12 protein-coding genes and 1 pseudogene are annotated in these 12,392 nt (G+C 46.1%); 9 read left to right on the top strand and 4 right to left on the bottom strand.

Annotated features, from left to right (window positions below; translation table 11 throughout):
• Positions 1 to 255: 255 nt before the first annotated feature.
• The gene (locus NDA03_RS03620) at positions 256 to 480 is read right to left on the bottom strand and encodes a hypothetical protein (RefSeq protein WP_242028962.1); all 225 of its coding nucleotides are present in this window, start codon (positions 478 to 480) and stop codon (positions 256 to 258) included.
• A gap of 1,031 nt (positions 481 to 1,511) precedes the next feature.
• Between NDA03_RS03620 and NDA03_RS03615 the strand changes: the two genes are divergently transcribed.
• From NDA03_RS03615 to NDA03_RS03600, 4 genes and pseudogenes are all read left to right on the top strand, one after another.
• Positions 1,512 to 1,676 (top strand): hypothetical protein, encoded by a 165-nt coding sequence (locus tag NDA03_RS03615; protein WP_190411245.1) that lies wholly within the window; start codon positions 1,512 to 1,514, stop codon positions 1,674 to 1,676.
• A 173-nt stretch (positions 1,677 to 1,849) separates the two neighbouring features.
• Positions 1,850 to 2,296, top strand: a pseudogene (locus NDA03_RS03610) (tellurite resistance TerB family protein).
• A gap of 378 nt (positions 2,297 to 2,674) precedes the next feature.
• On the top strand, positions 2,675 to 3,061 hold the full coding sequence (locus NDA03_RS03605; RefSeq protein WP_190411347.1) for a hypothetical protein: 387 nt from the start codon (positions 2,675 to 2,677) through the stop codon (positions 3,059 to 3,061).
• A gap of 239 nt (positions 3,062 to 3,300) precedes the next feature.
• A complete protein-coding gene (locus tag NDA03_RS03600; protein WP_190411246.1) occupies positions 3,301 to 3,819 on the top strand; it encodes a hypothetical protein in 519 nt (172 codons plus the stop codon).
• Between the two features lie 130 nt (positions 3,820 to 3,949).
• Here NDA03_RS03600 and NDA03_RS03595 read toward each other — a convergent pair whose 3' ends face one another.
• Positions 3,950 to 4,045: a cytochrome b6-f complex subunit PetL gene (locus NDA03_RS03595; protein WP_190411348.1), complete on the bottom strand. Its 96-nt coding sequence runs from the start codon at positions 4,043 to 4,045 to the stop codon at positions 3,950 to 3,952.
• 96 nt (positions 4,046 to 4,141) lie between these two features.
• Between NDA03_RS03595 and aroB the strand changes: the two genes are divergently transcribed.
• From aroB to NDA03_RS03580, 3 genes are all read left to right on the top strand, one after another.
• Positions 4,142 to 5,245 carry a 3-dehydroquinate synthase gene (gene aroB / locus NDA03_RS03590; protein ID WP_190686036.1) on the top strand — a complete coding sequence of 368 codons (1,104 nt, stop codon included), beginning with the start codon at positions 4,142 to 4,144 and terminating at the stop codon, positions 5,243 to 5,245.
• Positions 5,246 to 5,753: 508 nt separating this feature from the next.
• Complete coding sequence (locus NDA03_RS03585) at positions 5,754 to 7,364, top strand: NAD(P)H-quinone oxidoreductase subunit 4 (RefSeq protein ID WP_190527228.1); 1,611 nt, start codon at positions 5,754 to 5,756, stop codon at positions 7,362 to 7,364.
• Positions 7,365 to 7,538: a hypothetical protein gene (locus NDA03_RS03580; RefSeq protein WP_190411361.1), complete on the top strand. Its 174-nt coding sequence runs from the start codon at positions 7,365 to 7,367 to the stop codon at positions 7,536 to 7,538. It begins immediately after the preceding gene.
• On the opposite strand, the gene NDA03_RS03575 is transcribed toward NDA03_RS03580, so the two are convergent.
• Complete coding sequence (locus NDA03_RS03575) at positions 7,482 to 7,643, bottom strand: YqaE/Pmp3 family membrane protein (RefSeq protein ID WP_190411249.1); 162 nt, start codon at positions 7,641 to 7,643, stop codon at positions 7,482 to 7,484. The two genes, NDA03_RS03580 and NDA03_RS03575, sit on opposite strands and share 57 nt — an antisense overlap.
• Positions 7,644 to 8,080: 437 nt before the next feature.
• Between NDA03_RS03575 and NDA03_RS03570 the strand changes: the two genes are divergently transcribed.
• Positions 8,081 to 10,216: an ATP-binding protein gene (locus NDA03_RS03570; RefSeq protein WP_348237319.1), complete on the top strand. Its 2,136-nt coding sequence runs from the start codon at positions 8,081 to 8,083 to the stop codon at positions 10,214 to 10,216.
• 128 nt (positions 10,217 to 10,344) lie between these two features.
• Here the strand turns inward: NDA03_RS03570 and NDA03_RS03565 are convergent, their stop codons facing one another.
• Positions 10,345 to 10,713 carry a translation initiation factor gene (locus NDA03_RS03565; RefSeq protein WP_190411251.1) on the bottom strand — a complete coding sequence of 123 codons (369 nt, stop codon included), beginning with the start codon at positions 10,711 to 10,713 and terminating at the stop codon, positions 10,345 to 10,347.
• A gap of 378 nt (positions 10,714 to 11,091) precedes the next feature.
• Here NDA03_RS03565 and trpB point away from each other — a divergent pair, with 378 nt between their 5' ends.
• On the top strand, positions 11,092 to 12,342 hold the full coding sequence (gene trpB, locus NDA03_RS03560) for a tryptophan synthase subunit beta (protein ID WP_348232607.1): 1,251 nt from the start codon (positions 11,092 to 11,094) through the stop codon (positions 12,340 to 12,342).
• Positions 12,343 to 12,392 lie beyond the last annotated feature (50 nt).

The raw sequence follows: 12,392 nt of genomic DNA, 5'->3' as shown, positions 1-12,392 counted from the left end.
TAACCGGAAAACCCGCCAGGATAATCTTCACCAGCGATAAGTAAATACGATACTACCAGCCCTTGAGGAACTTTATCTTTGTTCTAGAACCGACTGAGCGCTTGATAAGGGCATGGTGATTCTTAAAACGATATCCATTGGGTGGTATCGGGTGCAATCTAATAATTTAAAGTGTTTAGATACAAACAAAGCCGGAGAGTTGCTTCTCCGGCTTTGTTTTCACTTGTCGTGCTTCTTTAATGTATTACCAAAAACTTATTTGGCAGAGAGAGTAGTAGCGGTCTGCTGTTGAATCCATGCTGAATGCAAGTCCTCCTCTACAAAAGCCTTTTTCCCAGACTTTAAACTTTCAGCTATAAGCACTTTGATGGTTGGTAAATAAACCCCATTAACCATTTCATGTCCGTAACCAACCACTTTGCCAAAATGCCCAGTTTTCTGGCTAAGAACATCATCCCCTATGGCAAACATGATTTCCATCCTTTTGCGGTGATTCTTTTACTAATCTAATTACTGGTTTAAACCTTTGCTTCTATCAAAGGGAAGGAGTAGCTGTTCCAAAGAAATACCCAGATATTAAGTCATTAAGTGCTTTTGAATACATTACTCTGTAATTTTTTTGTTTTTTTAAAACAAACTAAATTTTTTTTGATAAGCTGTAATGTGGAACCAAAACTTGCCAATTTTACAAGTTGCCGACAGTCTAATAAATTGAAAGGATCATTTATCTGATTCTCTCCATTAATCCTTTGTTCAAGCCTATAGCAAGCACAAACAGCAAAATTAAATAATAATATTAAAGGTAAAAGAGATCCAATATTTATGGCTAAGAATGAATTCCTAAATCAACTGCTTATAAATGAATTTTAAAAACATTATTTAACTAGCAATTACTGTAACTAGAAACGGCGAACTAGTATACAATAAGCAATTAATTCCCAAAGATAAAAGCCTCAACATCTTCCCTTAATTGGGAAAATGTTGATTTTCTTAAAAAAATTAAGACGATCGGGAAGCTGAGAAAAACTAAAGTTTACGAGAAACTTGGACGCGATCGCTTTCTTAGGAAAAGTTTTTTCTTGCAAGTTTAGAGGGAACTTGGAACCAAATCTCGGTATCAAGAGCAAACCCAAAAACGCAGGAATCGTTGAAGTGGGCGAACTGACAAGTCAGCGCGAGGCTAACGCCTCGCTTCGCTGTTTTCATGCCCAAGGGGCTGTACGCTATCGCGCACCTCATCACAAAAAATATTTAAGTATAAAAAATCAAAAACTAAAAAACTGAAGCTTCGCTAAATGACTCAATTCGTCGATTGCCTCAGTATTATTGCTCTTGAGGTTAGTATTTATAGTTTCACGAGACTTACCAGCCTGTTGAGTCAAACCCGTGTAATTACCGGGACATTAGTGGCTCTTAGGCTAAATCTAGTGATTCTTCTGAGGAAATGAGTAGCCAGTGTGTGGAGTAATAAGGGAAGAACAACAACAGCCCAGAGCTGAGAAGGCCAAACCATGACGACCTACATTACTTTTGAAACCGCGCTACGGATGCTTGAAAACGCCTATTTAGCTTCCGTTATCTTCCTCCTTGCGGCTTCTTACCTGGGTTTAATCGCGATCGACAAGATTGAAAAAGCTAGCGACAACACCCCCTCACGGCAACTCGGTTCTCGTTGAACAGCGATCGCTAAAAGTTCTCGCTCAAATAGTTTGACTGTTAAAAATACCCATCTAGGACTCGCGTCATACTCAACCAAGCTGCGGATTGAAGTTGACAGGCTTCTGGAATCATCAGCATCAATCGTGTAGGACAAGTAAATCCCTACTATGCCGCTAAGGAGTAGACTGCGATGGGCTTGTTTGACAAAGTATTCAGTACTCAGAACAAAGTTCAAGAAACGCTTAGTCCAACGGAAGCATTTGCTGCTATTACCTTAGCTGCTTGTGCCTCTGACGGATACCTTTCCGACGAAGAAGCACGAGGCATTTCTTCTACACTGTCTCGAATGAAACTCTTCAGAAGTTATCCAGACGATGTGATGAGACGGATGTTTGATAAACTTCTCGGTATTCTTAAACGACAAGGCCCTAGCGGGTTGGTTAAAGCGGCTCGTGAATCTCTTCCTCAGGATTTACAGGAAACGGCTTTTGCAGTGGCAACCAATCTCGTCTTAGCCGATGGCATCGTTACCTAAGAAGAACAGAATTTTTTAAACGATTTGCATCAAGCTTTAGAGATTTCCACGGAAACGGCGGTGCAGATTGTGCAAGTGATGTTAATTAAAAACCGAGGTTAAACCTATCCCCTCACGCTTTTGGATTAAATCTCGATAAATATTCTTCAGTAGAGACTAAATGACCCCTGTTAAGGGGTTTTTTTTTCTGGTTACGATTCCCGGTATGCGCTCAGCACTCACATCCCTCAGAAATGTCTCAAATTTCTACTTTTTATCCAATTTTTATCAAGCTCTCCTCGTAAAGCATCTATATACTCTTGCGATCGCCATAACAGCGATCGCGCAGTCATTCTACTGTCTGGCGCTACTGACAAGGTTCTGCTTATACTTTCTAAAATAATTTATTTCTTCATCCTCCTAGGGGTATATTTTACTCTTTCTTTAGGTATACTTGGCAGAACCGCAAACACAGTTAGGAAGGAAACCTAAATGTCAGGAATGAACTACTTAGAGTTAGAACAAGAAATTGCCAAGATGGCTAGGGCGATGATGACCCGCAATAGCCAGATTGGGAAAGACCTGATAGCGAATTTGAGAAGTCAGATGACCCTCGAAGAGCTCGGTGGCATGATGCTGGTGAGTATCGAACGTTTAATCTGGTTTGACAGCGATTCAGTGTTGTGGACGATAGAGAATCTCATTCCTGCCGATGTAATGCAAGAAATTCGCACCATTACTTCAGTAGCTGTCGGCAAACGTTTGATTTGCAAAGGATTTATGCCAGGAAAAGATTTTAGTGTCGATGCAGCTGGCAAACTGCTACTCAACGACAAAGCTAAAACAGCGATATTACCTCTGGCGACTCTAACTCCTTTGAAAAGTTGAAGATGCCGTCAGACGATTGGCTGGAAAGCACAACGCTAGCCTAGGGAAACGTCCTCAAGCATTGTGCTACAAGTCCAATCCTGGATGGGTAAACATCTTCATCTCTTGTGAGTCACAGGATTTATAGTGATAAGAATCACTAATGAGTCAAATGGGTATCACACCCCCTAAACAGATTCGATCACCGAGGGGTATAAGTAAATGCAAGATACTCAATTTAGAGGATTCTGTGACTTACGATGCCCGACAAAGCCCTCATCACCAAACCGATTAATCAACCCACAGAAATCTTAAGCCAGTTGCACAGCGGACAGCTCCTCCGGGTCAATGGTTGTCGCAGCAGTGCCTTAATTATCTGTCATCGCCACCATGCAGAATTGGCGGGTCCTGGTGCAGGGATTGGCAGTCTGTTTGATATTAATTGTAGCCGGGTGATTCCCATTGGCAACCCGTCAGTGGTTTGCCCTGAGTCTCGCGTCGAGCGACAAAAAGCTTATGAAATTCGGCAACAATGGATTCGCTTTACTCAAAAAGCAATGGAGTATTGCGTGCCGTTGCAGCGTGCCCGTGTCATTTTAGTTGTATTTGAAAAATACTTTGGTCTTGAAGCGACTGCCCAAATGCCGGATGAGATTCTAGCTCAATTGGTGGGAGTTTTGCCAAAAACAATCCAAATGGCGCGTCGAGTGACTAGCAAGCCCTGTGAGAGTAACCCAAAGCAATCTACAGTCAAGGTGTTAAGTCTAACAGAAGGATGAGAGATGAAAGGATTCGTTGATTCGTCTTCTTGTCTCCTTACTGTAACCTGCCTTTAGCAAGGATAAAGTAGGAAAGAAGTACAGAACGAACAATTCCTTCATCGTTCATCCTTCGCCAGCAGGCTGGTGATTAGATCAGCTTGATGGCGCGGAGACCGAAATACAGCCCCACAGCAACAGCAAAAGCACCACCCAAAAGTAAGAAGTAAGCGATCGCTCCAGAGATTTCCATTTTTCCGATAGAACGCAATATCCACCATTGAAACATCAAGTGGAGTAGAATACAGCCCACGGGCGCTTGTTGGTTGATGGGGTTTGGTTTATGGAATCGGTGATTCGGGTTAATTTACCGCAGCAGGCTTACGAAATTGCGATCGCATCTTCTGGTCTAGAGCAACTAGGCGCTAAGATGACCAGTTTGAACTTGGGGAAGAAAGTGTTGGTTGTTTCTAACCCAGAAATTTTTCGGCACTATGGTCAAGAAGCGATCGCATCCCTTAAAGAAGCTGGTTTTGACGTTACCGAACTAACCCTTCCCGCTGGCGAACGCTACAAAACCCTCGACTCTGTCCAAAAAATCTACGACGCCACCTTGGAAAATCGCCTAGAACGCTCTTCAACGCTTGTTGCGGTAGGCGGTGGCGTAATTGGTGATATGACTGGCTTTGCTGCGGCTACCTGGCTGCGGGGGATTAACTTCGTACAAGTTCCGACAACACTCTTGTCAATGGTTGATGCTGCCATTGGCGGCAAAACCGGCGTTAATCATCCCCAAGGAAAAAATTTAATTGGTGCCTTCCATCAGCCGCGGCTGGTTTTAATTGACCCAGAGGTGCTGAAAACTTTGCCAGTGCAAGAGTTTCGGGCGGGGATGGCAGAGGTGATTAAGTATGGGATTATCTGGGATGCTGATTTATTTGAGCAGATGGAGCGATCGCCATATCTTGACTCACTCCCCTCTCTAGACGCTGGTTTATTACAAGAAATCCTGGCACGATCCTGCCAAGCCAAAGCCGATGTCGTCAGCAAAGATGAAAAAGAAGCTGGACTCCGCGCCATTCTCAACTACGGTCACACTATCGGTCATGCTGTAGAAAGCTTAACCGGCTACCGTGTCGTGAACCACGGGGAAGCAGTAGGGATTGGGATGGTCGCGGCGGGTCAGATTGCGGTTAACCTTCAGATGTGGGACAAGGCAGACGCCCAACGTCAAGATGCCCTAATTCAAAAAGCCGGATTACCCACCCAGCTACCAGCAGGGCTAGACATCGAAGCAATTATTGAGACGCTGCAAACCGATAAGAAAGTGAAAGATGGAAAGGTGCGGTTTGTCCTTCCCACCCAGATTGGGGCAGTAACTGTAACCGACCAAGTGCCGTCAGATGTAATACGACAGGTGCTGCAACAAATGGTTACTCACCAGTAATTTGTAAGCGCAAAAAGCTACACTAAGCCAACTGTTTTCGTCAAACGTCTCTGTTTATAGGGGCTTTCCGATGACTCACTTTGGCATCATCTGTCCTACCGCCTCCGGTCATCTCAACCCGATAACGACTTTAGGCTAAGAATTGGTTTCTCGCGGTCATCGCGTCACTCTATTCGGGAAGCCTGTATTGGCGTTGCATTAACTGAGCAAGGGTCTTTGGGCGCTCTTGAGCGCATTAGTTATGGCGTTCTTATCAAATATTTACTCGGAGATGGCGATCGCAGCCGTCTTTTTTTTGCCTAGATGCTTAACATAAAAATTTTTAAATTAACATATTGCAACATTTAAACAACTAGAGCTATATTCGTAGGGTAAGTATAAATTCCTAAGACATCACTTCTGATTGAGTCTATACAGGAAACTTTGGCGAAGTACAGGTTGCTCTGTTGAGTGCCTGCAATACGCCACCTAAATGCCGCAATATCGCCTCAACCTTGGGTAGGTTCTGATGATCAGTACTCAATTTCCGTGGCTCACCACGATTATTCTGCTGCCGTTACTCGCTTCCTTCGCCATCCCCGTACTACCGGATAAAGACGGCAAGACCGTCCGCTGGTACGCATTGGGCGTAGCGTTAGTAGATTTTGCTCTGATTGTTTATACCTTTTGGCGTCACTACGACTTAAAAAACCCAACATTTCAGTTAGTTGAAACCTATTCTTGGGTGCCTCAACTCGGTCTAAATTGGTCTGTAGCGGTGGATGGGCTGTCTATGCCGTTGATTGCTTTGACCGGCTTAGTCACCACCCTGGCTATCTTCGCGGCTTGGAACGTTACAAATAAGCCACGTTTGTTTTACTTTTTAATGCTGGCAATGTACAGCGCTCAGATTGGCGTTTTTGCTGCTCAGGATATGCTTTTGTTCTTCCTGATGTGGGAACTGGAGTTAGTGCCGGTGTACCTGCTGATCTCCATCTGGGGAGGGCCAAAGCGCCAGTATGCTGCAACCAAATTTATCCTTTACACTGCCTTAGGCTCGGTGTTCATTTTGGTTGCCGGTTTAGCAATGGCTTTCTATGGCGATACCGTCACCTTTGACATGGCGGAACTGGCAGCCAAGCATTACCCCTTAGCATTGGAACTCCTGGCCTATGCTGGGTTCTTGATTGCCTTCGGCGTCAAACTGCCAATTTTCCCGCTGCACACTTGGCTACCTGATGCTCACGGCGAAGCTTCCGCCCCCGTCTCGATGATTTTGGCTGGGGTGTTGCTGAAAATGGGCGGCTATGCGCTAATCCGCATGAATATCGAAATGCTGCCTAGCGCCCATGTTTATTTCGCCCCAGTACTCGTGATATTGGGTGTCGTCAACATTGTCTATGGTTCTTTAAACGCTTTTGCTCAAGGCAATCTCAAACGACGGCTAGCTTGTTCTTCGATTGCCCACATGGGCTTTGTACTGATTGGAATTGCCTCGTTCACTGACTTAGGGCTAAACGGTGCAGTTCTGCAAATGGTTTCCCACGGGTTGATTGCAGCGGCGCTGTTCTTCCTCTCAGGCGTTACCTACGAACGCACCCACACCCTGATGATGGAAAAAATGGGGGGCATGGCGAAACAAATGCCTAAAGTCTTTGCTTTGTTCACCGCCGGTTCAATGGCTTCTCTCGCCTTACCAGGGATGAGTGGATTTGTCGGGGAATTGACAGTCTTTTTAGGCTTCACCATGAGCGATGCTTACAGTTCCACTTTCAAAGTAGTGGTAGTATTGCTGGCTGCGGTGGGATTAATTCTGACGCCAGTTTATTTGCTCTCTATGCTGCGGCAGGTGTTCTACGGTAAGCAACATCAAGAGTTGGTAACAGATTTAGTCTTGCTGGATGCCCAGCCGCGCGAGGTGTTTATTGCCGCTTGCTTAATTATTCCGATTATCGGAATTGGTTTCTATCCCAAGGTGGCAACTCAAACCTACGATGTGAAGACTGTAGCGATCGCTGCCCAGGTTCACAATGTACTCCCTCTAGTCGCTCAAACCAAAGCGCCTCTCTACTCGCGCGGTTTGGTTGCACCAACTTTACCCGCTACTGCGGCTGGAAATTTGCTGAGTGCAGCCGAGTAATTGACTCGACTGTCCTTAGAAATCAATCGTGCTGATTTAAGGAGCCATGAAGATGGCTCCTTGTTTCTTTTGGATGGAGCCGAATGGTTAGGTTGTGGGGGAATGGAGGAGCGATCGCTATTTTCTCGAAATAATAATCCACACCGCATGAATGATTCCGGGAAAATAACCTAGAAAAGTCAAGACGAGATTGATCCAAAAGTCTCTTCCAAAGCCAACTTGCAAGAAAACGCCCAGCGGTGGCACAAAAATAGCGATCAGGATACGGAAGAAATCCATAAAAACACCTTTTGAGAATTAATGGGAATATTTTCTAGGATCTCATTGATTTGGGGAATTCTTCTCTCTATTCCGATAGAACTGTCAATCTATCGGTGAGTAGATAAAACAACTTTACTGTTATCTTTGCTACTAAAATGCTAAAAATCTTTAATGTTTAAAAATATTAAGTCAGTCGTCAGTAGAGAGGAATTTTGGGAACGGGAATTGCGGGCGATCGCCGAGAAGCAATGGTTTGTGTGAAACTATCGCGGAAATCCTCAGAACATCAAGCTGCACTGCATATTTATCAACAAGGCAGGAACTTTTTTGGGGAAAATCAGTCTAAGATGCGATGCTGCCCCACAGAATATGAAGTTATTCTATTAAGAAAATAAAGGCACAAATAAGCAGAGCTATTATTGCAACAAATCCGGCAAAATCTGAGCATTGCTGATATGGGTATTACTGCTGATACAGAAGCGTTGTCTAGACGGCTAAAGGGTGCAATGGTAAATGATCTAGACCAGCAGATTGAAGATTCCCTACAGCGGCTTGAGCATCTGTGGCAATGTGCTGGAAAGTTACCGATGTCTCACCAGGAGCCGCTCGTGGATGCTCTGAAAAAACTATCGACCCAGCTGCAAGAAATGCAGGCCGTCATTGAGCAACTGCGCCAACAAATTCAGCAAGAATTCGCTAACAAAAATCACGCAGGACTCAAAGAACAGCAGCGTTCCCCAACCGAAGGTGAGTTTATTTTCCTTTCCACTCACCAAAAAGCTTTACAAGCAATCGAGCCTGCTTATAGCAACTCAGAGGTGGTTTCCCAGGGAAAGGGGATTGGCTTTTTGGTGACAAATCCAGAAGCCGTAATTTTATCAGCCAACCGGACTAGCGGTGAGTGGCTCGAAAGCGTTCAAGAAAGCTTAGTCGGTAAGGCGCTGGTGGAGTTCGTGGTCACGGATGCTCGCGACGACTTTCAGACTCAGCTCAGCGCCCTACAACAGGGATTTGTTGTCAATAACTGGGAAATCTGCCTGCAAACAAGGCAGGGTAGGACATTTAAGGCTATCGTCACTGTCGAGCCAGTGCAAGAGCCGCAACATCTGCAAGTCGTAGGTTTGCGCTGGCTGCTGCAACAAATGCTTCCGTGTCAAGCCGAGCGGGTAGTAGATTTTTCGGGGACAAATTGGGAGTGCGCCGAGAGAGATATAGAAAATCAGGTTGAGGGAAAAATTGCCCAAAATGATAGCGGGGTAAGGGATACGAGGTTGCAAAAAACGCTGCACGAGCAACCCCACGACCAGCTCAATCGCGATCGCACAATCCACTTGCAACAGATACTTGACTTTGAAGCAATGCTTAAACGCATTACTGACAAAGTTCGCGATAGCCTCGACGAAAACCATATTTTGCAAACGGCTGTCGAAGAATTAACGTTAGTGTTGGGGATTGAAGGCTGCGATACAGCTTTATACGATGCCAATCAAACCACGGCGACAATTGCTCACGAATACACCCAAGGATTGCCATCGGCACTAGGAAAAGTCGTCACAATTTCTGACCTTTTTCAAGACGATGCTCAATTACTGAAAGGTCAGTATTTCCAGTTTTGTTACCTAATCCCTGAGATTCGAGGATCGGTGGCTATCCTAGCTTGTCCGATTTTTGATAGCCAAGCAGTGTTCGGGGATCTATGGTTATTTAAGCGGCAGGAAGAAGCTTTCAACGAGCTGGAAATCCAGCTTGTGCAGCAAGTGGCGTCTCAATGCGCGATCGCAATTCGACAAGCCCGACTCTATCAAGCAGCACAAACGCAAGTCGCAGAACTGGAAAAGCTGAATCGCCTCAAAGATGACTTTCTCAGTACCGTTCCCCATGAATTGCGATCGCCAGTTGCCAACATGAAAATGGCGATTCAGATGTTGGGGATTGCCTTGAATAAAGACCACGGACTGTTTGCAGAACTCTCGAAGCCGCCTGCAGAAAGAAACAAAGTGGCTCGCTACTTCCATATTTTGCATAACGAATGCGAGCGAGAAACCAACTTGATCAACGATTTACTAGAGTGGCAGCGAATCAATGCAGAGATTCAGCCTTTGGTACTGACAAGCATTCAGCTACAAGATTGGCTTCCCACAATTGTAGAAACTTTTCAAAAGCCAGCCCAAGAACGCGATCGCCACTTAGAAATTCACCTTGAGTCCGAACTGCCTCCGTTAATTTGCGATCGCACCAGTTTAGGACGCATATTCAGCGAGTTACTCAACAATGCCTGCAAGTACACGCCATCAGCCGAACGGATTGCAGTAAAAGCACGTAGCGTCGCAGATAAGATGGAAGTGAGCGTAATAAATACTGGCGTGGAAATTCCAGCCAGCGAGCGCGAACGAGTATTTGAAAAGTTTTACCGGATTCCCAACTCCGATCCCTGGAAGCAAGGCGGGACTGGCTTGGGACTGGCGCTGGTCCAGAAATTGGTTGCCAATTTAGGAGGCACGATTCATCTAGAAAGTGCTGCCAATTACACTTGCTTTACAGTGTCGTTGCCGCTGAAGCCTTCGACTCTTACTGAAGCGCAACCTTCCTGAGAAATGTGCCTTACTCAAGCTGACTAAACCGGCGATTATCGGTGTTTTTCCACTCCCATCGAGAGAGCAATTGATAATCCTAGATCCGTACTTTGATTTCTAGCATTTCATCCCGTTTCCAACTAAAGTCAGCCGCCACTGATTTTCGCTTTGTAGCCCAAAGTTGCGAGAACTTGGACGAGTTTCTGAGTATGATCGCCCTGAATTTCAATCGCATTTTCCTTCACTGTGCCCCCCGTGCCGCACTGAGCTTTCAACTGTTTCGCCAGGGCTTCCAGTGTTTCTAGTTTTACCTGAAAGCCACTAATTACAGTTACAGTTTTGCCCTTTCTTCCTTTCCGAGATGCCTGAACCTTGAGGTTTTGCTGATTGGGCGGTAGTTCTGGCACGGGTCGTTCTAAGGCATCTGAATTATCGGTGTTTCCGAATTCCGAGTAAATAACGCGATTTTGAGCGGGTGTTTTAGAACTGGATGCTTTGCCCTTGGGAGAAGACATAACAGTGAGTCGGGTATAAGTTATTCAAGAACAGATTAGATCGAGAAGGAGCCGGAAATCTCTTCAAAATTTGGGCGCGAGTTTTGTCCGCGATTTATTCAGATGTAGCAGTTCTCAATGAGAGTGTGAGATACATCTGTAAGAGCGCACCTGTCTACCCTGTAGGGCAATTTTAGCGAATTTGTTAAATCTCGCCGCCAAAATCGAACCAGTCGCCGCCGCCGTCTTCAAATGCCACTCCAGTTCCTATCTCAACGGCTGCACCTCCCAGCCCCACTCTATCTCCGAGACACCAGAACCTTCCAGCCCATTAATTTTGTTTTGGATAAACTCATCGAAACTATAATGAAGTTTGTGTTGTAATTCCCACAATTCGCTGTGACACGTACTCCCATTTCTCCGGATTCCCAAGAAACTGCTAACGCTTCTACACAACAACCCGACGCACTAGGGCGATTTGGACGATTTGGCGGCAAGTACGTGCCGGAAACGTTGATGCCAGCGCTGAGTGAGTTGGAAGCTGCTTTTCAACAATACCGAGCTGAACCCGCTTTCCAGCAGGAACTTCAAGGATTGCTGCGGGATTATGTGGGTCGTCCCAGCCCTCTTTATTTTGCCGAACGTTTGACGGCTCACTATGCAAAGCCAGATGGTACGGGGCCGCAAATTTATCTGAAGCGGGAGGATTTGAACCATACGGGTGCCCACAAAATCAACAATGCTTTGGCTCAGGTATTGTTGGCGAAGCGAATGGGCAAGCAGCGGATTATTGCAGAAACGGGTGCCGGACAGCATGGCGTCGCTACAGCCACGGTTTGCGCTCGATTTGGTCTGGATTGCGTCATTTATATGGGCGTCCAGGATATGGAACGGCAATCGCTGAATGTGTTCCGGATGCGGCTGATGGGGGCAGAGGTGCGCCCTGTGGCGGCGGGAACCGGAACGCTTAAAGATGCCACGTCAGAAGCCATTCGGGATTGGGTAACGAATGTAGAAACGACTCACTACATCTTAGGTTCGGTTGCAGGCCCTCACCCTTATCCGATGTTGGTGCGCGACTTCCATGCAGTAATTGGTCAGGAAACTCGCGCTCAAGCGATGGAGAAATGGGGCGGTTTGCCGGATATTCTCCTAGCTTGCGTCGGTGGTGGCTCAAATGCGATGGGACTCTTCTACGAGTTTGTGAAAGACCCATCAGTCCGGCTGATTGGAATTGAGGCGGCTGGTGAGGGTGTTGATACCGAGAAACACGCTGCCACGCTTACTAAGGGACGGGTGGGAGTTTTGCACGGGGCGATGAGCTATTTGCTGCAAGATGAGGATGGTCAAGTGGTGGAGGCGCATTCTATCAGTGCTGGTCTAGATTATCCCGGTGTTGGCCCGGAGCATAGTTATCTCAAGGATGAGGGTCGGGCTGAATATTACAGCGTGACTGACCAAGAGGCTTTGGTAGCGTTTCGGCAGTTGTCGCAGCTAGAGGGAATTATTCCAGCGTTGGAAACGTCTCACGCGATCGCTTACCTGGATATTCTCTGCCCTCAGCTGACTGGCAATCCCCGCATTGTCATCAACTGCTCTGGACGCGGCGATAAGGATGTGCAGACAGTTGCTAAAGTCCTGTCTCTTTAAAGGCGATTAGCTCTCTTTTCAAGTCGGTCATGGCTCAAGAGTAGTGAGTA

Origin of the sequence: Trichocoleus sp. Lan, assembly GCF_039961855.1 — a bacterium.
Lineage (GTDB): Bacteria > Cyanobacteriota > Cyanobacteriia > Cyanobacteriales > FACHB-T130 > FACHB-T130.
This window is presented reverse-complemented; position numbering and strand designations above follow the sequence as displayed.